At 56.2% G+C, this 20169-nt stretch carries 14 protein-coding genes and 1 pseudogene; 2 read left to right on the top strand and 13 right to left on the bottom strand.

Annotation, left to right across the window (positions count from 1 at the left end):
• Positions 1 to 190: 190 nt before the first annotated feature.
• Entirely contained in the window at positions 191 to 538 is a 348-nt protein-coding gene (locus tag PWM43_RS10275; protein ID WP_289842411.1) for a hypothetical protein, read from the bottom strand.
• A gap of 225 nt (positions 539 to 763) precedes the next feature.
• On the opposite strand from PWM43_RS10275, the gene PWM43_RS10270 reads away from it, so the two are divergent.
• On the top strand, positions 764 to 1744 hold the full coding sequence (locus tag PWM43_RS10270) for an LTA synthase family protein (RefSeq protein ID WP_289842410.1): 981 nt from the start codon (positions 764 to 766) through the stop codon (positions 1742 to 1744).
• 220 nt (positions 1745 to 1964) lie between these two features.
• On the opposite strand, the pseudogene PWM43_RS10265 reads toward PWM43_RS10270, so the two are convergent.
• The 5 genes and pseudogenes from PWM43_RS10265 to PWM43_RS10245 all read right to left on the bottom strand — a co-directional run.
• Positions 1965 to 2406: pseudogene (locus PWM43_RS10265) on the bottom strand (IS5/IS1182 family transposase); the annotation flags it as partial.
• 256 nt (positions 2407 to 2662) lie between these two features.
• Positions 2663 to 3433, bottom strand: a complete 771-nt coding sequence (locus tag PWM43_RS10260; RefSeq protein ID WP_289842409.1) for a GntR family transcriptional regulator — start codon at positions 3431 to 3433, stop codon at positions 2663 to 2665.
• 89 nt (positions 3434 to 3522) lie between these two features.
• Positions 3523 to 4872 (bottom strand): alkaline phosphatase family protein, encoded by a 1350-nt coding sequence (locus PWM43_RS10255; protein WP_289842408.1) that lies wholly within the window; start codon positions 4870 to 4872, stop codon positions 3523 to 3525.
• Entirely contained in the window at positions 4869 to 6905 is a 2037-nt protein-coding gene (locus PWM43_RS10250; protein WP_289842407.1) for a beta-N-acetylhexosaminidase, read from the bottom strand. Before PWM43_RS10250 ends, PWM43_RS10255 begins: the two co-directional genes overlap by 4 nt.
• A gap of 216 nt (positions 6906 to 7121) precedes the next feature.
• A complete protein-coding gene (locus PWM43_RS10245; protein ID WP_289842406.1) occupies positions 7122 to 9992 on the bottom strand; it encodes a TonB-dependent receptor domain-containing protein in 2871 nt (956 codons plus the stop codon).
• A gap of 1056 nt (positions 9993 to 11048) precedes the next feature.
• Here PWM43_RS10245 and PWM43_RS10240 point away from each other — a divergent pair.
• A complete protein-coding gene (locus tag PWM43_RS10240; RefSeq protein ID WP_289842405.1) occupies positions 11049 to 11852 on the top strand; it encodes a phosphodiester glycosidase family protein in 804 nt (267 codons plus the stop codon).
• A 532-nt stretch (positions 11853 to 12384) separates the two neighbouring features.
• Here the strand turns inward: PWM43_RS10240 and PWM43_RS10235 are convergent.
• From PWM43_RS10235 to PWM43_RS10205, 7 genes are all read right to left on the bottom strand, one after another.
• Positions 12385 to 13326 carry a LysR family transcriptional regulator gene (locus PWM43_RS10235; RefSeq protein ID WP_289842404.1) on the bottom strand — a complete coding sequence of 314 codons (942 nt, stop codon included), beginning with the start codon at positions 13324 to 13326 and terminating at the stop codon, positions 12385 to 12387.
• A gap of 175 nt (positions 13327 to 13501) precedes the next feature.
• Positions 13502 to 14305, bottom strand: coding sequence for a formate dehydrogenase accessory sulfurtransferase FdhD (gene fdhD, locus PWM43_RS10230; protein ID WP_289842403.1), 804 nt, complete (start codon positions 14303 to 14305; stop codon positions 13502 to 13504).
• A gap of 353 nt (positions 14306 to 14658) precedes the next feature.
• Entirely contained in the window at positions 14659 to 16962 is a 2304-nt protein-coding gene (locus tag PWM43_RS10225) for an FdhF/YdeP family oxidoreductase (protein ID WP_289842402.1), read from the bottom strand.
• 4 nt (positions 16963 to 16966) lie between these two features.
• Positions 16967 to 17428, bottom strand: coding sequence for a nitrate reductase associated protein (locus PWM43_RS10220; protein ID WP_289842466.1), 462 nt, complete (start codon positions 17426 to 17428; stop codon positions 16967 to 16969).
• Positions 17429 to 17481: 53 nt separating this feature from the next.
• On the bottom strand, positions 17482 to 17631 hold the full coding sequence (locus tag PWM43_RS10215) for a DUF2474 domain-containing protein (RefSeq protein ID WP_289842401.1): 150 nt from the start codon (positions 17629 to 17631) through the stop codon (positions 17482 to 17484).
• Positions 17618 to 18637, bottom strand: a complete 1020-nt coding sequence (cydB, locus tag PWM43_RS10210) for a cytochrome d ubiquinol oxidase subunit II (protein ID WP_289842400.1) — start codon at positions 18635 to 18637, stop codon at positions 17618 to 17620. The genes PWM43_RS10215 and cydB overlap by 14 nt, the downstream gene beginning before the upstream one ends.
• A 3-nt stretch (positions 18638 to 18640) precedes the next feature.
• Positions 18641 to 20074: a cytochrome ubiquinol oxidase subunit I gene (locus PWM43_RS10205; protein ID WP_289842399.1), complete on the bottom strand. Its 1434-nt coding sequence runs from the start codon at positions 20072 to 20074 to the stop codon at positions 18641 to 18643.
• Positions 20075 to 20169: the final 95 nt, after the last annotated feature.

Raw genomic sequence — 20169 nt, 5'->3', positions numbered from 1 at the left:
ACTTGAGCAGAGAAAGGTGCCTACAGGTCATTGTGTACGTGTTTGCCGACGACGCTTGTCAGGTGGAGACTGACCTGTCAACACGGGAGATCATTGATATTGAGCCATGATGCAATCCCGATCCGCCTTGAACCACCGTGTATTTATGTCAGCAACATTAACGTCAGAAATCCAACGGGATGATACGATGCTATCCGGCGGAATCGGATAATCGATCATGATCATCCTGCTTCTGGCGACACTGGCGTCCACCATTTTTGTTTCTGCATGCCTTGACCGTCTGGCACAGCCGACAAAGTTCACGCATCCGAACAAACGATGTCGTGGCGCCTGGCTCCCGGGAATACCCTTCCGGCTGCTGGCGATTACGTTTCTTTTCGGCTGTTTTCTGACGTTGACCGGACGCTCCACAGGCGCGGGTGTCCTGACCGTCGTGATTGTCGGTCTTCTTGTTCTGGGATCCAACCTCAAACGTGGTCTGCTTGGAGAACCATTGCTGTTCAGCGACGCGGCCGTCATCAAGGCCTGCTTTCAGCATCCCCGCTTTTATGTGAGCGCATTAACTTTCCCCGCACGGATTTTCGTCCTGTTGAGTATTTTTCTGGTAACAGCATCCATAATAGTGTTATTTTTTATTGATATATTTTATTTTATTAATAATAAGTACTCGACATTTATACTGAGATTTATTGGCATTTCCATTGCCCTCGTATCCTGGCTTTTATTGAAACTCCTGGGACATATCGGTCTTTCGCATCGGCTCATGCCTGTGCCCGACTGCGATCGGGCCATTCCGGTACATGGTTTTCTGGCGACGACCGCCATGAGCTGGCTGCAATGGGAGCATCAGCGACGCAATATCTTGCCGTCGCATCCGCCGCTGGAACTGAAACGCGGCTACGATGCCCCCCGGATCAAGCGACCCATCGTCGTAGTCGTGCAATGCGAGTCATTCGCAGATCCCGAAAATTTTGGTATAATCGGGACGGCAGCTCCGCGATTGCCGAACCTCGAGCGTACATGCCGCACCGCGCAACAGCATGGCCGTCTGTACATGTCGGGTTTCGGAGCCTACACGATGCGCACCGAATACGGCGTCCTGTTTGGCCACGATGAAGATGCGCTCGGCTTCCGACGCTTTGACCCGTATCTGAGCGTGCAATCCCAGTATCGGGATGCTCTTCCGTCGAGACTATCCCGGGCTTTCGACCGTCGTATTTTCGTTCATCCTCATGACCTGCGGTTTTATGGGCGGGACCGGTTGATGCCCGCGGCTGGATTCAACGAGGTGCTCGGCGATGACGCCTTCACCGGCGCTCAGATATGCGGACCCCATATCAGCGATCATGAATTGGGACAACGCCTCACTCATTTGATCGGAGAGGCCGTCCAGCGCAATGAGAGCACGTTCATTTTTGCGGTCTCGATCGAGAACCACGGCCCTTGGCCTGAAGGAATTTCAGGCTATCTTGAGCACTTGATGCATGGGGACGCCATGCTCGGGACGATCCACGGCTGTCTTGAGCAGTCCGGTCATCCAGCCGTCCTGGCTTTCTATGGCGATCATCGGCCCGCCATTCCGGATGCCGTCACGCCGAATGGCGAACGGCATACACCCTATCTGGTATGTGAATTCGGAAGTCATGCCCTATTGAGCAATGCAGAAAGAGACATGACGCCGGCGGCGCTCCATCACGCCATTTTCGAGGCGGCTTTGCGCGCCATCGATCGGACAATCTCCTGACAGTTTTCTTTTGGAAAACCAAACAAGCAACGCTCCAGACTCGGTGGTCATTTTTTGAGAGGGAAGGGAAGATAAGACTGGAAGGATCGAAGAACTGTCGACGGAAGCGATATGTCTTGATCTGGATCTGAACGGCCGGATGTTGAAAGTTCTTCGCGACGATATTTGCTCTGTATCGGCAGCAGAGCGGAACACATGGTGTTCTGGATTGCCGCATGATGGCGCCAATCCGCTCCAGAAATAAAACGCAGTGCATATCATAGGCAAGATTGGCCGAGCCGGTCCTCGTGTCAGCGTGGGTGATACCTACTATCCGGATAAACAGCTCGGTCTGTGATTTCTGACACGTAAAGACATGCTCGACACGGGCCTGAACGGCGGATTTTCCGGCATTTGATCTCTGAATCTGCTGCGACATGGCCTCGAGACCCAGCTTTTCCTGTGAATTTTTGAAACAAAGTCACGCTTTCCACGAAGATTTCCTGGGCTTTTGGGCGATAGGCTGTGTCCGCCCAGAGGTTCGATGCTGTCGTATTGCGATCGAGCAGACTTTCTCTCAATCTCGCACCATCGCTGGCGGCGATATCCTTTGACGAGATCGTTCCACCTTCCTCCTGCCGCGCCGCTTTCGTGAACTTCAGTCTCCGTCGCGCATGGATATCGGCACGCTTACAACGTCCAGAGCATGGTTTGCGCCGAGAGCTGCCAGTTGATCGTAGAAAAGGGAATCATGGTAAGCTTTGCCGATGTGATCCAGGATATGAAGGGCGGGATCGGCCTGCCGAACAATCCTCGCCGATATGGGTTTCGCCGACGTCGCCCTTGCACATAATCGCCGCCGGATCACCCGGCTGGCTGCCGCATAAACGTCCGCGCCTCGTCAATCGTCACTACGACAGCCCCCAACCCGATAGCCTGCTAGAGGCTGATCTGGATCTTGGCGCGATACCTGTCGCCACGATAGACTGATCGCGCCCATTCGATCGGCTTGTCTTCCACATCGAACAGAATCCGTTCCATAACAAGAACGGCTCCGCCGGGTTTCAGGTCCAGCGCACGACTTTCTTTTCTCAAAGCGATACGCGCCTCGATCGTTTCTTCAGCACAAAGCAATCGGATACCGAATGTTTCAGTCATGACCTGATATAGCGACTGATTACGGGAAAAATCCTTTTTCTCGATACCAATAAATCGTTTCAGAGGCAGGTTCGTCTCTTCGAGAGCCAGAACAACATTGTCGGCGAACCGAAGGCGAACAAGCCGAAAAACAGGGTCTCCTGCCTGAATATTCAGGCAGGAGGCGACATGTTGCGAAGCCGCGATGACGTCATGGTTCAGAACCTGACTGGAAGGCTGGCCGCCCATAGCACGAATTTCAGCCGAAAAGCCCTGCAAATGGGCTATATCCTTATCGACCTTGGGCAAGGCGACAATACTGCCCGCCCCCCTGACGCGCGTGAGGTAGCCTTGCGTCGTCAACAATTGCAATGCCTGCCGACACGTCATGCGACTGACGTCATAAAATGACGCCAGTTCGTTTTCCGACGGCAACAAGTCTCCAACGGAAAACACCCCGGCTTTTATACGCGACGAAACACGCTCATGAATTTGGGCGTAGAGCGGTATGTAACTCTTACGGTCGAGCGGGATATCTTCCCATTTTATCGTCATTAAAAATCTGCCGGACAAAGAAGAACGGCATCACTTATCACAGGACGGGATTCTCCATCAATAGCATCGAAATTATATCCGGAAAAGGAAACCACGATTCCGTCGCCTTATCGGGCATCCGCGCTCGACCTCGCAGCTCGCACATGGCCTGAAACGCCGAGAGCCGACACCATTCCCGGCTCGGGCGCGACACCGAGAATATGCAGGATCGTCGGTGCGATCTGACGCATGTCGATGATGCCGATATCATGATCATGGGCAATATCCGGTCCTGTCATGATAAAGGTCGATCGCATCGACGGCTGATCAGGCAGGTAGCCATGAGTGCCGCCGTGTGCGATATCACGAACAGCCGGACCGTCCACTGCGCCCGATACACCCCATCCCAGCTTCATACCCACCATGAATGCCGCATCGGGACAACCGCCAGCCTGTGCAAGTTCCGTCTCGGACAAGATGCGGTCAATTCCCATATCGTCTCTGTTTTTCAGACGTTGAAGCTCGGTTTGAATGAAAGGCCGGTCTCGCGCGTCGGGAACCAGAACATAAGCCGACCCGTCTGTCGACCAGACAAGAAACCGGCGCCCGGCCCGCTTGTCGCTCCCTGCCTCTGAGGTGCCGTTCGCGTCCAAAGCCTCGCGCAGAGGAACAGAAAGTGCGACGTCGTGACGGAGTGGCGCGAAGCCATGATCGGATACGACGATGATCGTGGCATCCGGATTAAGCGCCTTCTCCATGACTATGACAGCGTCGATCCGCGCATCGATCCGCTGGGCCGTTTGAGCCGCCTCATCGCTGTCGGGACCGTATTTATGCTCCATGCGATCGAGATCATTGAAATGCAGCAGCATGAGATTAGGATTATAACGCTTGATGATGAGCGATGCCCAAATGCTACGAGCATCATCGTCAACCGCACGCAGGCTGTCGGGAAAAGAAATCTGACGCGCCAGAGGCGATGCCCCGTCGGGCGCCTGAGGCGTGATGAGATAATCAACGGGCGCATCGACCGTCACCGGCCAACCGATTGCCGCGGTGGTCAGACCGGTGCCATGCACGGCGTCTAATATTGTCGGAGACTTGATTTCGGAATAACGGGCATAAGATACGAGGTGACCGTCATTATCCGGATGGGCATTCGAACATATGCCGTGGCGGGACGGCGTAACGCCCGAAATAATCGTGGTATGGCTGGGAAACGTCACAGTCGGCGTCACGCCGACGACCCCCCGCGCATAGGTGCCCTGCTTCATAAGGCCCCGCATCGCCGGGAGCTTCAGATCGTGCCTGAACAGGAATTCTGGCTTCAGCCCGTCGACGGAAATGATGACGACATGCCGACTTGTCGCATGTCGTTCCTCTCCGGATGCTGTCTGCGCCATCCCGCAAGCACAGGGCATGAGCGTGGCGACGAAAACGCCGCACAGGATTGCTCGAAAAGGAGAGAGGGCACTCATCGTTCTGCGCTCCGGTTCGATTTTTCAACCAATGTTTTAATCCCAGGAAGTATGCGTTGCAGCAGATCGGCAGGCGGCTGCACTGAGTTCGTAACGATCGAGGTGTCCACCGACGCCGCATAGTCGGCATCAGCATCGGCGATCACGGCCTTGGCCCGCTGGCGCCAATTTGTGTCCTGTTCGACATCGAGCGCCGCCAAGCCGACTTTTGCCATATTACTCAAGTCACGAACGGTCCCGATCCCGTCTCTCAGTCCGGGATATTGCGCCGCTTCACGTTCGAACGGTTCGACATCGTTCGCCCATAAAATCAGCCATCGGATGAGATCTGGCTTGACGGCCTTGTCGCCTCTGGAAAAAGCTTCCGCTTCTGCATTGAAGGCTTCCGCGCGGAAACTATCGGGCTGTGCGATGTCGGCAAGTGAATCGAGCGTCTGCCTGATGGCGGGTTTCTTATGGCGGATCTGCATGAATTCGTGGTTATGCCCATAATTCCGGACGGGCGAAGTCACTTCGAGCAGAATCCGCGCCGCGTCTGCCTGACCTGGCGCCAGACGCGCCAGCATCGCGTCGGCGTTGGCGCGTGCCTGCAACCCCAGGAGTTCAATCCGCTCATAGAGGGTCGTAAGGCGCGGATAAAGTGTTGCGGAATCGCATGCCGCATCCGGGGTCCAGAAACGTTCGGCAATAGCGCCCATTCTCGGCCAGAGGCGTCCATCCAGCATCTCGTCCGAAACGATTTCGGTCCACAGCGCGGCCTCGGCCCCGATCACCGGCACCGTAGACGAGAGGGGGGGGGCCACCGTGTCGTCGTCGTGACCTGGTGACACGGTCGGAGCATCGGGCAACGGCAGGCGGTAATAGGCGTCGGACGGCATGAGATGATCGAGGTAAAACCCGCTGGACAGAACGACCGCATGCCCTCCGGCGGCGGCATCGGCAATATGTTCCCGGCCACGCCAGACCTGAATAACAGTATTTCTGGGAATATCCGCCCGAAGCACCTCGTCCCATCCGATCGCCGTCTTCCCCATGCGCGTCACCGCATTGACGATGCGACTTGTATAAGCGGCCTGCATGGCCTCGACGGAGGCGATATGTCGTTCTGCCATATAGCGCGCAATACGGGGTGTCGTCGTCCACTGGGCGCCCCGCACCTCATCTCCCCCAATATGGAAGTAGCGATCGGGAAATAGACCCGCCATCTCACGATAGAGATTCGTTACGAAGAGATATGTTTGCGGATTGCTGGGATCCAGAGCCGCACGGTTAATCGTCGCACGGTCGTCGCGATTGAGCGACGGTACCGCGGCATAGGCGGGGTAAGCTTCCAGCAGACTGAAGACATGGCCCGGCGTATCAAATTCCGGTACGATCCGGATTCCACGGTCAGCGGCGTAGGCGACAAGGTGCCGGATCTGGTCCTGCGTATAATACTCGCCATGTCCCCCGATCAGCTGGAGGCGCGGATAGCGGCGGCTCTCAACCCGAAAGGCTTCGCCGTCCGACAAATGCAAATGTAGGACGTTCAGTTTCACGAACGCCATCGCATCGATCTGCCTCTCAAGCGTTGTAACTTGGAAAAAATGGCGACTGACATCCAACATGAGGCCACGCCAGTGCAATCGCGGCTCATCATTGACATGAACCGCCGCCAGCAGAGCGTGCCCGGATTCACGATGCACGAGTTGCAGAAGACTGCTCAGCCCATGCAGAACGCCAGCCTCACCCTGAGCGGTTAGGCGCACGCCTTTGTCATCGACATCCAGACTATATCCTTCGTGCATGTCCAGCGTCAGGTATCGCGGATCATGCACGAAACGGATTTCAATCGGCAGAGACCCGTTACGGACTTTTGAAAAGGTCATCTCCTGCCCCGACATCCGGGTCAACTGAGAGCGAAAGCGCTCGACTGCCCGCCGGATAAGCGCGGAGCGTACGCCCTGAACCTCAAGCTGGAGCAGCTGCGGCAGAATGATCGCCCGGGAGTCAACCGTCATATGCGCGGGTCTGGGCAGAATCTCCGCAGGCATATCGGCCGCGAGACCGATCTCTGTTGGAAAAAGCAGGGTGATGAACGCGGCGATAGCTTTCCTCGCCGCCCTTCCACGACATTTTTCAGGTTGAGACGGCATCTGCAACACGCGGATCTCCCGTTTCATGACACGGACACAGTTGATGATTTGCTCCGGGAAAGGAGCAAGGAACGAACGGAAGGTTCGTTCCGTTTCGTTCCATAGTATTCCGCATTAGAAATGGACTTGACCCTTAAGATAAAAATAACGTCCTCGCACGTCATAGACGGAGGGATTCGTTCCCGTCGTGCTCAACGGATAGTACAGCGGGTCCTTGTCACCCAAATTTTTAACGCCGAAAGTAACGGTATATTTATCCCCGCTGTATGTCACGCCGATATTATGATAGAAAACCATGTTAAAGCCTTTATAGGCATCTTTGTCGTAGAGATACTCATTTTCATAGGTCAGAGAATCTATGAACTGCATGCCGTATTGCACAGTCCAGCGTCCATGACGCCACGCCGCCGAAGCGACGGCCAGCCAACGCGGATTGGGGCTCGCAGAAGTACCAAGATAGTTCGTAAACAAATTACCGTTATTCTGCTCTTTGAACGTCAAGGTTCTTTGAATATCAGCGGAGAAAATAAGACTATCCAGATAGGTCAGGGGCCGCGTGTAACTTCCTGCGATATCGAGCCCACTCGTCTTCATCTCGCCGACATTCGTTTCCAAGTAGGTCAATGGCAGGAGCTGTCCCGAATTGTCCCGTCCATTGTAAACCGAACAGGAAGGACCGGACAAATTCTGAGATGCAAAACAATTCTGCACATAGCTTTGCAAATTGATCTTGCCGACCGTATCGAACATTGTAGTGTGCCAATAATCGACCGTAACAGAAAGACCCTTTATAAATTCCGGCTGCAAGATAGTGCCGATAACAAAGGTTCTCGCCGTTTCAGGCATCAGTTTCGGATTGCCGCCCGATATGACGCGATACTGATTGCCAGGCTCTTTGTAGGATTCAGGATTTTTGACACCAGATTTCACGCAGTTGGCGTAGACAACCGGATTGGTCGGGTTGACACAAGGATCGAAATTGGCGTTCGTATAAGTAAATTGTGTCTGTCCGTAATACAGGTCGGAAAGCGACCCGGCACGAAAACTGGTCGACATATTTGCGCGAAAGGAAATCCCTTTTACAGGGCTGTATAGAAGGCCCGCATGCCAGGTGAAGGCATCCCCGAAATTGTTATAATGTGAATAACGCCCCGATGCCTCCGCGGCGAGACTCTCCGCGCCTCGCAATCCGCGCAGAAGCGGCGCGCTGATTTCACCGAATGCTTCCGTTGCATTGTAACCGCCGGAGAAGCTGGAGGTCGAGCCTTCACCATCGAGACCCTGTGACGCGACGGGACCCACGTGATAAAAGCCGTCATAGCTGCGATGCTCAACTCCGAGCGCGATGCCAAGCGCGCCGTAGGGTAACTTGGCAAGATGCTTGTTCGAAACAGTCGCTTGTACATCACGCATTTCGAACCCGCTCGTGATGCTTTTTGTATAGCCTATGTAATTTTTCTGCTGACTGGTTAACGAATTTGAGAAAGGATTGATCAGGCTGCATCCTGGCGAATTTGTGCACACGGTGGGATCGAATGTTCCCAGAGTTCCCCCTGCGGCTTGTCCAGGCATCCATTTAAAACCGAGCGAACGTTCGAGATTTTCCATATTGATATGGTTGCTGTCATCCTGGGAGCCGACATATTTTCCATATGAATAAAATATGTCATAATTCCAGTCACGGGCGAACGATAGAGTTCCCCGTGCGCCAGTGGTGACCTGATACATATCATTTGTAAAGTTATTGTATTCTTTTCCCAAATCATCCCAAGCTTTATAAAGACGGACGTCCTGATTGATTCCGAGATTTTCAGCGTAGGGATTCCCTTTCGGAACGATGATGGTATTCGAAAGGCCTACCAGACGTGTCGGCATCGTCGATACGGTCGCCGTGCCGACACTGGCCTGCGACGTCGTCTTTGACCACATCCCGTCGATATAGAGCTGCAAATCGTCCGTGACGTCCAGATGAGCCGATCCGCTGAGAGATCCTTTTCGCTGGGGCTGGATAATGTTCGTATCGGTCCATTGCTGATAATAATCGCCGGGCTGTTCGAATCTGAGACCGCCGCCGCCGTCCGGCGTCAAAGCTTGGCCGGTCGGATTGGACTGTCCACCTGCCGGCCTTAGAGAAGGCGAACCGTTGGCAGCCCAGAGCAGCCCTGCCGAGCTAAACGACGTATAACCGCAATTCGTCGCACTCTGTCCGGCCGGTGGATCGCTGCAATTGACGTTCTCGCGCGCCCATTTACGATTCTTTTGTTCGAGAGGATCTTGATTACTGAAACTGCCGCTTAACGAAATATTACCGCGTCCATTCCAGAAATTTTCACCATGAGAGATCGCGAGGACCGAGTTGGACGCATCGCCCCGTTGAGAAATTCCGCCATTCCCCGTAATTGTCGTGCCTGTAAAATCATGCTTGAGCGACACGTTTACGACGCCCGCGATCGCATCCGATCCGTAATTTGTCGACGAACCATCCTTCAGTATCTGCACCGAAGATACCATGTCCGGCGATATGGTATTCATATCCACACAGCCCGCGACGGTTGCTCCCGTTCCGCCAGATATGACACGGTGACCGTCGACCAGAACCAGCGTCCGTTCGACACCCAGATTATGCAGACTGACGCAACTGCCCGCCGCGTTTGAAGGCGCACTGCCCGTAAAACCCATAGCGGGAATGTTCTGGAACACTTCGCCCATCGTCATGGCGGAAGATTGTTGAATCTGCTGCCCCGTGATCAGGGCGACAGGCTGAATTTCCTCTGTCGCCTTGGTCCCCAGATGCGTCCCGATGACGACGATGGTCTCGGACGCTGGGTTAATTTCTTTCTTTTCAGTCTTTGTTTTTTTTGTCTTGCGGGCGTCGGAACGCGATTCACTGGCGATTGACTTCCCCGTTGTCGTGCCGGGCATGGCAATCACCTGTGCTTGCGCGATGCCGCTTATCGACATGCCGACCCCGGTCACGCCTGCCATGAGGAGCACCTTTCCTGAGGGCCTCGACAAGAGACAGTTTTTGACGCGGGGACTTCGGGAGGACATCATCATTACTCCGGTTTGACGCGAATATCGCCTTGGAAGGACCATGTTTTCCTGAGCCCTGAAATACATCCAACTCGCCGGGCTTCGGTTCGGTTGGCTCTTGTATATACTTTTTAATAAACGGATATGACATATTTATTAAATCACTTCGTATCGATTCGGATGTTAAAAATCATGTTTCAAAATTAATTTCGGTGTCCATCAACCTACTGTGATATTTCCAACGTCCGTATAATTCGCTGTTGCAGAAAGGAGGAATTTCCATTAACCGGGAAATGGCAATCTGGATATACGCGAATTCATAAACGATTTATGACATCTCATCGTATGCTTGCCCTGAATGGATTTAGGAAAAAATATCGCACGTCGGTGTAATTTTTATTTCATATAAGTCTATACAATATCCGTTTCATCGTTTCATCAGAAGGCCAGGGGACAAAAGCAGAGACCGAGACGGTTTCATGCAATCCGCTCATGCGCACGTCACCGCCGCCCGCCAGACGAAGCGTAATTTCTCAATGATATGATACAAAATCTCGGATTCTTATCATGAAACATAGGGTCTACCACGGAGTTGTGGCATCACTTCGATATGGAGTCTGGAGCGTAGCGATATGCATAATTCCCGCCATATCGAACGCGTCACCCTTGATGGGTCGTCAGTCTGGCGTCGCGTCTACACAGTGGAAAATAGAAGCAATTCGGGGGGCGGAGACATTTCCTCTCCAGCCTCGGCAACTGCCCTCCGCGCGTACGGTTTTCGGTTTACGGGGCGCGACCTTTCATATTTCGGATTATCGTAAATGGACGTTCACCGTCCCCGTTACGTCTGACATTCCAGTCGAATGCAGGGGTATTCCTGATTCGCGATGTCGGTCCGGAGTGACACTCTGTGGCGAGTTGTATCCGAACTCGATGGACGGACATGCTCAAGAACTCCCACTCTACCCGGTCAGTGAGCAGATTGTGCGAGCGCAATTGGAAAAAGGCATGCTTGTGGCAATCAATGCCAACTTCCTTTCGACAAAAAGCCGGATAACAGGACAGAGGCACGATGGAAATGTCTATTACGAACAGCCGTGCAGTGTTCCGCTTGGAAGCCTGATTGGAGAGGGCAAGATCCTATCAGATGCCCGTTCTATCGAAGGAAATGGCCAGAGAAAGCACGCCATTGGTTATGATATTCTGTCCTTCCGCTATAAAGACTCACAGCATTTACAGGACGTCACGACCACTCGAAATTTTTGGAACAGTAATGAGAACGAGCCTCCGCCAGACACATATGCATTTATAAAAAATGGTGTCACCACAGCGGTCAGCGGATTTATTATCGCCGAGAACGGCAAACCATTTTTGGAAAGCTGCGACAGGCAAACCCTCGACAGATGCCTCGGCATTCCGATCGCAAGCCAGTATCCAGCCGCTCGTACCGTCATCGGCATTGGCGATAACAGAAAAATAAACCCTTATCAGATGGTGGTCGCGGTTTTCCAGCCAGGACGGCGAGACGCGCGCAAGAGCGGACTTTATCCTTGGGAGGCCGCGGATTATATGATAGAGCATTTTCATTCGACTACGGTATTCATGCTTGACGGCGGTGGGTCTTCCCAATTCGTTACAAATACTCCCACGGATATTGGACATGAATCAATTATCCAATGCGCTGGCTCCACGACCCTCCATTGCAGCCTTCCAGGAGATTTAGACCGCAAAACAGGGCGGGGCCGATGGCGGCCAGTGACGAGTGCCCTGATTATTTCTCGACAATCTGGTTTCGGGCTTCTCCAGCGTTGACTGTATGATCGCGACTTGCATCCGGCGGGACGCCAGTGTCCCGATCACCGCCGAGCGCGGTGCCCTGCCCCGACGTTTCATGGTTCCGTGAATCCTCCGGGAGTCTTCTCCCGTCACAATGGTTTGCGGATCAAGAGCAGGTTGACTCTGGCAAGAGCGAAGACGGACAGGGCGAGCCTAGCCTTCTGCCACTCACCCTTTTCCGGCTTATGGCTGACGAATGATACGAGGCCCGATCTGACTGATCCCCGGCGATACCTTTCGCCTCTGCAACACTCATCGATACCGTTTATTTGGTCCCCAAGAACATCACGAAGGGCGTCAACATGTCACTAGCTATGGCCAAGAAGCATCTGTTGTCACCACGGTTCCGGGTTTTCTGCTGCTTCGGCACGTATCCATCCCGCGTTGGCCGCCTCATCGCCGCGGCGACGGGATGAAGCCGCGTTTGGCTCCAGACGTTCCGGGCGATATCGGATCGGACGTGAAAATATCGGAATGCAGAGAACATGCCGATGACAAGGATAAAATTTCATAGCCTCCTCCCGGATGCCGTCACGGGCTTACAGAGCAGGTCGAGGTCGTCCTGAAGACGCGTTTTCATTACGCTGTCCCACACGTCCGACACAAATTCCGGGATGGCCTGTTCACTCAGACGCACCACCCCCACGGCGCCGGGTGAAAAACCCGGCAATCGCTGGATCTTGAGCCGACCGGGCGGCGGTACCCTGAGCGGAAAGGATGAAATCGGCAGAATGGCGGCGACTTTCCCGATCATGACCTGGGCATGAATCAATTCCAGTGAACTTGTCTCCAGGCGAATCATCGGCTCGACACCGGCCGTCTGAAATCCGATATCGACCAGTTGTCGGCAGCGCATTTCCTTGGTCAGCAGTGCGAGCGGCAGCCTAGATGCGGCCTCCCAGCTGATATCGTCTCCTTCAGGAAGCCGAAAACTTCTGGATGCCGCCAAAACCTGTTGCTCGGCATACAGGGTACGAACCTGAAACGCTTTCGCCTGAGGACACTGATCATAATACATGATCCCGATATCAAGATCTTTACTGACCAGTTTCTCGATGATCGAACCGTTGGGAAGCACATGTACCTCGCTGGCGAAATCACCGCATCGCTCCTGCACGGCTTCCAGCAATATCGGCACGATATGCACGGCCGTCGGAATGACGCCGATCTTGACGATCCCCGCGATCGCCTGTTTCGTCACCGAAACTTCATGACGCAGCTCGCTGACCCCCCTGAGAATATCATGCGCCCATTTGAGAACGCGCGCTCCATCATCCGTGATCCCAAATACTTTTTTCTTGCGATCGATGATGATGACACCCAGTTCATCCTCCAGCAGGCGGATCGCTCGGGACAAGGCGGGCTGCGACACGCCGCATGCTGTAGCCGCTTTGGAAAAGCTTTTGTGGCGTTCGATTTCACGCAGATATTGCAACTGCTTCAAAAACATCTCATGCCTCTCGCGGATGATGGCGCGTCAAACCGGGCGATCCGTATATCGTCGTAGTCTCGGATGAAACTGCGTTCTCAACGATCTCGTGCAATGCGCGTTTCACGCGACGCGTGCAACCAGTCCCAGCGTGCGAACTTTGGTGCCATCATGGGTCCGCCAACCTTTCTGGTCATTACCCGACCAGACGTTGAGCGCCGCAAAAGACGAACTGCCTGTCATGTCGGGCGATGGCGATCAGCGTCTGGTTCATCGTCTCCGCCAGACGCAGGGCGCGGTCGGTAGGCGCTGACACCGCAACCACAGTGTTCATGCCCGCACACACCGTCTTGAGCGCCATCTCATAGGAATAGCGGCTGGTCAGCAGACAAATGCCCGGCTCGGAAAGCGTGCCGTCGCGCATGCGGGCACCGATCAACTTGTCGAGCGCATTGTGCCGACCGATATCTTCCCGGATCAGAAGGATCTGGCCTTCCGCATTCGCCCAGGCCGCGCCGTGGACCATGCGCGTGCGGGCGTTCAATTCCTGCCAGCGGTCAAGATCATGGAGGGCACGGCGGATCGCCGCCGGGGCAATCGGCGGCTCCAGAGGGAAGGGCGTTTGCCCGGCCGCTTTGACGGATGGCACTTCGGCACTGCCGCAAATGCCGCAGCTCGAATGGCCGGTATGGGCATGTGGTCTGCGTCGCAGCAGCATCGAGAGACGATCCCCCGCAATCGTTACGTCGAGCGTCAGTCCATCCTCATCTTTCGACACCGACACCGCCTGAATCTGTTGCGCGGACTCGACGATCCGCTCGGTCAGGCAATAGCCGAAGGCGAAATCCGTCAAATGATCCGGCGTCATCATCATCATGCCGTGCGGAAAAATTCCGCCAAAGACGAGCCTGATCGGCACTTCCTCGGCGACGTTCAGGTCGATCGCCTCGTCCGCGCGACCAAGAACCGTGACCTTGCGCGTATGAAACAGCGGGATCATGGAGCGTGCGCGCCTCCGATATCGTGCAACGCCAATGCGAACACTTGACGTTTCGTCAGCTTTGGCCAGCCGGAACGCGGCAGCATTTTCCCACCCTTCAGGTGCCGTGTGGGGATACCTTGTTGCGCTGTCCCAGGTTCGATTGCGTCAAAATTCAGCCGTTCGTCGCGGGCTGGAGAGTGGATGTTCCACCGCTCCATCACCGAGACGCGCCACTCCCCGAGCGAACGGTTCCGTCGCTTCCTCAAAGGTTGCTCTTTCGATAAATCTCCCGCGCTCATAGCCTTGGATCTCCACTCTCCATCCTACGGCGTCCATCATCAATGAAGGACGCCGCGACGAATGGAACGCGGTCAGCCGGCAATACGGATCGGCGCCGCCGAAGCGACGCTCGGCACGATCTTGACCGGAATGGCCTTGGCCGCCGGTGTTCCGCTGACCTCGTCGTAAAAATCGAGCGGCAGGAGCGGGTTGAGCTCCGGATAATATCCGGCGATGGCACCGCGCGGCATCGGGTAATCGAGGATCGTCAGTCCATCGACATAACGCCGGTAGCCGTCGTCGCTATAGGTTTCCAGTCCCACGACCGCACCATTCTCCAGGCCCCGATCCTCACGGTCCTGCTTGTTCATGAATATGACGAGACGGTTGTTATAAACCCCGCGATACCGATCGCTGTTGCTGTAGATCGTCGTGTTGTACTGGTCGTGCGAACGGATCGTCGCCAGCCGCAGCATCGCAGGGTCCGCGATCACATCGTTCACCTCCAGACCCGGCATGACGAGGAAATTCGCCTTGCCGTTCGGTGTCTTCCAGACCCGCCGCCGAGGCGGAATATCCAGATGGAAACCGTGCGGGTTCTTCATCTTCTCCGAAAAATCAGCGTAAATGTCCGGATAGACATCAGCGATCCTGTCGCGGATCAGCGTATAATCCTCGATATAATCCGCCCAGGGCGTTTTCGAGTTCGGAAGCGTCGCCATCGCCATCCGGCAGATGATTTCCGTCTCCGGACGCACATCCCCGCTCACCGGCTCGAACACGCCGCGTGACGGCGTGACATTCGCCATCGCGTCCTCGATGGTGACGAACTGCTCGCCCTTTGTCGTGCGAATGATTTCCGAACGCGAGACGACCGGCAGCATCAGCGCATCCTTGCCATGGACCAGATGCGCGCGATTGAGCTTGGTCGTGATGTTCACCGTCAGGTTCAGGCGCGCCATGGCGGCATAGGAGCGTTCGGTATCGGGGATCGCGCGGGCGAAGTTGCCGCCCATGGCGAAAAACACCTTCGCCGTACCCGCTTCCATCGCCGCGACGGCCTCGACCACATGATGGCCGTGCTCGCGCGGTGGCTCGAACCCGAAAACGTCGCGTACACGGTCGAGATAGGCCTGGGTCGGCTTCTCGTCGATTCCGACGGTGCGGTCTCCCTGTACGTTGGAGTGGCCGCGGATCGGCGCGATTCCGGCGCCGGGCTTTCCGAAATTTCCTTTCAGCAGCAGGAGGTTCGCCAGCTGCTGAAGGAGATGCGATCCTTCCTGATGCTGCGTCAGGCCCATGCCGTAGCAGATGATCGTCGCATTCGACTTCGCGTAAATCCCGGCGATGTGACGGATCTGCTCTTCCGAGATGCCGGAGATACGCGTGATGTCGGCCCAGGACGTGCTCATGACATCCGCGCGTACCGCTTCCATGCCGACGGTGTGCTCGGCAATGAACGCCTTGTCCAGCACGTCCTCGCCAGCCGCGTCCGCCTCGAACAGGGCGCGCATCATGCCCTTGAAAATGGCCAGATCGCCGCCGATCCGGACATGCACGAAATCCGTGGAAATCGCCGTCGACCCAAACGTCCCCATCTGAAGGACGTCCTGCGGTTCGGTGAAGCGGATCAGCGCACGTTCGGGCATCGGGTTGATCAGGATGACCGGAACACCGCGTTTGCGGGCCTCGACCAGATTGGTCATCATGCGTGGCGAGTTGGTACCCGTGTTCTGACCGATGACGAAAATTGCCTCCGTCTGGTCGAAGTCGGCCATGACGATGGTGCCTTTGCCGATTCCGATCGCGGGCGGTAGGCCGCGTGATGTCGGCTCGTGGCACATGTTCGAACAGTCGGGGAAGTTGTTGGTCCCGAATTCGCGCACGAAGATGGAATACAGGAACGCCGTTTCATTCGCCGTCCGGCCGGAGGTGTAGAATTCCGCCTCATGCGGGCTGTCGAGCGCCTGAAGATGCTTGCCGATCAACGCATAGGCATCGTCCCACGCGATGGGCACATATTTGTCGGTTGCCGCGTCGTAGCGCATCGGTTCGGTCAGGCGGCCCTGCATCTCCAGCCAGTGATCGCTCTGCTCCATCAGCGACGTAACGGTGTGCTGCGCGAAAAACTCCCGCGTCACACGCGCCTTGGTCGCCTCGAATGCGAGCGCTTTGGCGCCGTTTTCGCAAAATTCCAGCGTCTTGCGATGATCCGGGTCGGGAAAGGCGCAGCTCGGGCATTTGAAGCCCCCGGGCTGGTTCATGGAAAGCAGGCCGCGCGACCCTTTGACCAGCACGCTCTGCTCCATCAGCACCTTGGCCGTGGCATTTGCGGCGCCCCAGCCACCGGCAGGGTGATGATAGGGCTTGAACTCGGATTTTTTCTCTTTGCTCATGGTCTCAATCCTCTCCCTGAAGGATACCGAACTCTTTCAACGCCGGGACGAAGTTCTCGTTCTCATGTTTCGAGCGCGCAAGTTTGATCAATGCGAAACGCTTGAGCGGCGCCAGTCCGGCCCATTGCTCAGGGGTCGGAGCCGGAACGCCATCCGCCTCGGCCTGCATCGACACGGCATCAGGCATCCGGTTCTCTTCGCGCCAGTCTTGCAACGCCTGGGGCGGCAGAAAACGAACAGGCTCATCCGCCCGCGCCGCGATCAGATCCTGAACGAGCGCGAGGTAATCCCCCTGCTCTCCGTCGGTCTCGCATGACCCGTCCACCAGCAGGACACGCTCCTGGCGCGTCAGCCGACTCCACTGCCGGAGCGTCATCTTGATTCCGACGATATCGAGTTTCTGCCGCGCGATCATGGGAATGCAGCGCAAAGACCCGGCGAAATCACGCTCGAATTCGAAAATCATGGAATGCTCGGACATCGCGCCTGCCCTTTCACCCGTCACGAGGGACGTCGTTCTCATCTGGGCACCAGAAGATGAAGTAGCGACGCCCCAATGAAGAATGCGGCGGTACTGACTGCCCAGATTCCCACGAGCCAGCCGAAGCGGGCGCTCCAGCGCCGGGGCGCCTCCGATCCGTCGCCCTTGACGATTTCAATGGTAGCCATCGGCGTCCGACACCTTTCCGCGAAAAACGTGATAGGAGTAGATCGTGTAGGCCAGAATGATCGGCAACATGATGGCAGTGCCGACGAGTTGAAAGAACTGGCTCGACGGTGGCGACGACACATCCCACAGGCTCAGCGTCGGCGGCACGGCATAGGGCCAGACGGTGATGCCGAGCCCCGACAGGCATAGAAAAAACCACCCCAAGGCGCACAGGAAGGGCACGCGCGAATGTCCCTTCCGCAGGCTTGCCGCCAGAAGCAAGCCCAACACGACCACGAGAACCGGAACGGGCGCGACGAACGCGATGTTCGGCCACTCCGTCCAGCGACGCAGATAGGGCGCATGCAGCAGCGGCGTCCAGAAACTGACGGCGACAATGCCGACAAAGAGTCCAACGGCCAGTCGGCTGGCCGCGTGACGGCACGACTCTTCCAGCCCGCCCGTCGTGCGCCACACCAGCCATGTCGCACCAAGCAGGGCGTACCCGCACATCACGGACAGCCCACACAGGATGGTGAACGGCGTCAGCCAGTCCAGTGAGCCCCCCGAAAAGGCGCCATCGGTGACTTTAACGCCCTGGATCACGCCACCGAGGATCGCACCCTGACAGAATGCGGCGACCGCCGAGCCGGTCATGAAGCCGAAGTCCCAGTGTCGCGCCCTCGACGTGCCCTTGGTCACCACACGGAATTCAAACGCGACGCCGCGAAAGATCAGCGCAACCAGCATCAGCACGATCGGCAGATAGAAGGCGGGCAGCAGCGTGGCGTAGGCGCCGGGGAAGACGCCGTAAAGAACGGCACCCCCAAGCACCATCCAGGTCTCGTTGCCGTCCCAGACCGGCGCGATCGTGCTGATCATGACATTGCGCCGTGTCTCGTCGCGTTCCGTCATGAACAGCATGCCGATGCCGAGATCGAACCCGTCGAGCACGACATAGATCGAAATCGCGGCAATCAGGATGATGGCCCAGACAATAGGCAGCCAGTGTGCGAAATCCATCATCGCTCAGGCCCCTTTCGTGGTGGAGGCGTCGACGACCGCGGGGTGCATGTGCGTCGCCAGGAGATCGGAGGCATGCGACGGATCGGCATTCCGCTCCCCTTCCTCGGGCGCGCGACCGAGCATCCTGACGAGAATGCCGAGACCGGACCCGAAGACGATCACGTAAACGACGACGAAAACCGTCATCGACACGACCATGCTCGACAGCACGATCGGCGAGACACTTTTGGTGGTCCGCAGAAGGCCGTAGACGGTCCAGGGCTGTCGTCCGACTTCGGTGGTTACCCAGCCGCAAAGTAGAGCAAGAAACCCTGCGGGCGCCATGCACAGGGCAACACGGTGAAAGAGCGGACTCAGGAAAAGCGTGCTGTTCCGCCGATGCCACAGCGACCAGAGGCCGACCAGCATCATCAGAACACCCAGCCCCACCATGATGCGGAACGAGAAAAAGATGATCGGAGAGGGCGGTCTCTGGTCACGGGGAAAATCCTTCATCCCCGGCACCTTGCCATCCAGGCTGTGCGTCAGGATCAGCGAACCCAGGAGCGGGATGCCGACCGCATAATCCGTACGCTCGGTTGTCATGTTGGGAATGCCGAAAAGAAGTTCCGGCGCACGTCCCTCGCTGTTCCAGTCGCCTTCCATGGCCGCCAGCTTGGCGGGCTGATATTTCAGCGTGTTCAGCCCATGGGCGTCGCCCGCCATGATCTGGATGGGTGCCACGATGGTCGCCATCCACATCGCCATCGAAAACATGACCCGCACGGGTTCAGTGGACATCTTGCCCTGCCGTCGCGCCTTCAGCAGGTGCCATGCGCCGGTCGCGCCGACCGCGAAGGCCACCGAAAGGAACGCCGCGAGGCCCATATGCACGAGACGGAAGGGAAAGGACGGATTGAAGATGATGGCCAGCCAGTCATCGGGCAGGAACTGCCCGCTGGACGGGTCGATCCGATAGCCACGCGGCGTCTGCATCCAGGAATTGGATGCCAGAATCCAGGTCATGGAAATCAGCGTGCCGACGGATACGCAGCAGGTCGCGGCGAAATGCAGTCCACGTCCGACCTTGTTCATGCCGAACAGCATGACGCCCAGGAAGCCGGCTTCCAGGAAGAACGCGGTCATCACCTCGTAGGACAGCAGGACACCCGTGATCGGGCCGGCCTTCTTCGAAAAGACCGACCAGTTGGTGCCGAATTCGTAGGCCATGACCAGGCCGGACACGACGCCCATCCCGAAAACAATGGAGAATGCCTTGATCCAGTATCGGTAGAGATCAAGAAAGACCTGCCGCCCCGTTGCCAGCCAGATCCCTTCGAGAACAGCCAGATACGCCGCCAGTCCGATCGAAAAGGCAGGGAAGATGATGTGAACGCCCACGGTAAAGGCGAACTGAAACCGCGCCAGAAGGAACGCTATATCGTGAGCATTCTGCATCCATACCTTCCAAAATTTTTCTCGACATCGACAGGAAGATGTCTGTTATTTTCCGCATCGGAAATCCGTAGGGGGTCACATCTGAACACCGATGA

Source organism: Brytella acorum, from assembly GCF_029309905.1.
Classification (GTDB): domain Bacteria; phylum Pseudomonadota; class Alphaproteobacteria; order Acetobacterales; family Acetobacteraceae; genus Brytella; species Brytella acorum.
This window is presented reverse-complemented; position numbering and strand designations above follow the sequence as displayed.

Coding starts and splice junctions, on each gene's coding strand:
- PWM43_RS10250 (WP_289842407.1), bottom strand. CDS start 6,905: ATGCCTGCGGAGATTCTGCCCAGACCCGCGCATATGACGGTTGACTCC.
- PWM43_RS10240 (WP_289842405.1), top strand. CDS start 11,049: ATGCTTGTGGCAATCAATGCCAACTTCCTTTCGACAAAAAGCCGGATA.
- PWM43_RS10270 (WP_289842410.1), top strand. CDS start 764: ATGCCTGTGCCCGACTGCGATCGGGCCATTCCGGTACATGGTTTTCTG.
- PWM43_RS10235 (WP_289842404.1), bottom strand. CDS start 13,326: ATGTTTTTGAAGCAGTTGCAATATCTGCGTGAAATCGAACGCCACAAA.
- PWM43_RS10225 (WP_289842402.1), bottom strand. CDS start 16,962: ATGAGCAAAGAGAAAAAATCCGAGTTCAAGCCCTATCATCACCCTGCC.
- PWM43_RS10255 (WP_289842408.1), bottom strand. CDS start 4,872: ATGAGTGCCCTCTCTCCTTTTCGAGCAATCCTGTGCGGCGTTTTCGTC.
- PWM43_RS10245 (WP_289842406.1), bottom strand. CDS start 9,992: ATGGCAGGCGTGACCGGGGTCGGCATGTCGATAAGCGGCATCGCGCAA.
- PWM43_RS10205 (WP_289842399.1), bottom strand. CDS start 20,074: ATGCAGAATGCTCACGATATAGCGTTCCTTCTGGCGCGGTTTCAGTTC.
- PWM43_RS10215 (WP_289842401.1), bottom strand. CDS start 17,631: ATGGCTACCATTGAAATCGTCAAGGGCGACGGATCGGAGGCGCCCCGG.
- PWM43_RS10220 (WP_289842466.1), bottom strand. CDS start 17,428: ATGATTTTCGAATTCGAGCGTGATTTCGCCGGGTCTTTGCGCTGCATT.
- PWM43_RS10275 (WP_289842411.1), bottom strand. CDS start 538: ATGCTGAAAGCAGGCCTTGATGACGGCCGCGTCGCTGAACAGCAATGG.
- fdhD (WP_289842403.1), bottom strand. CDS start 14,305: ATGATCCCGCTGTTTCATACGCGCAAGGTCACGGTTCTTGGTCGCGCG.
- cydB (WP_289842400.1), bottom strand. CDS start 18,637: ATGATGGATTTCGCACACTGGCTGCCTATTGTCTGGGCCATCATCCTG.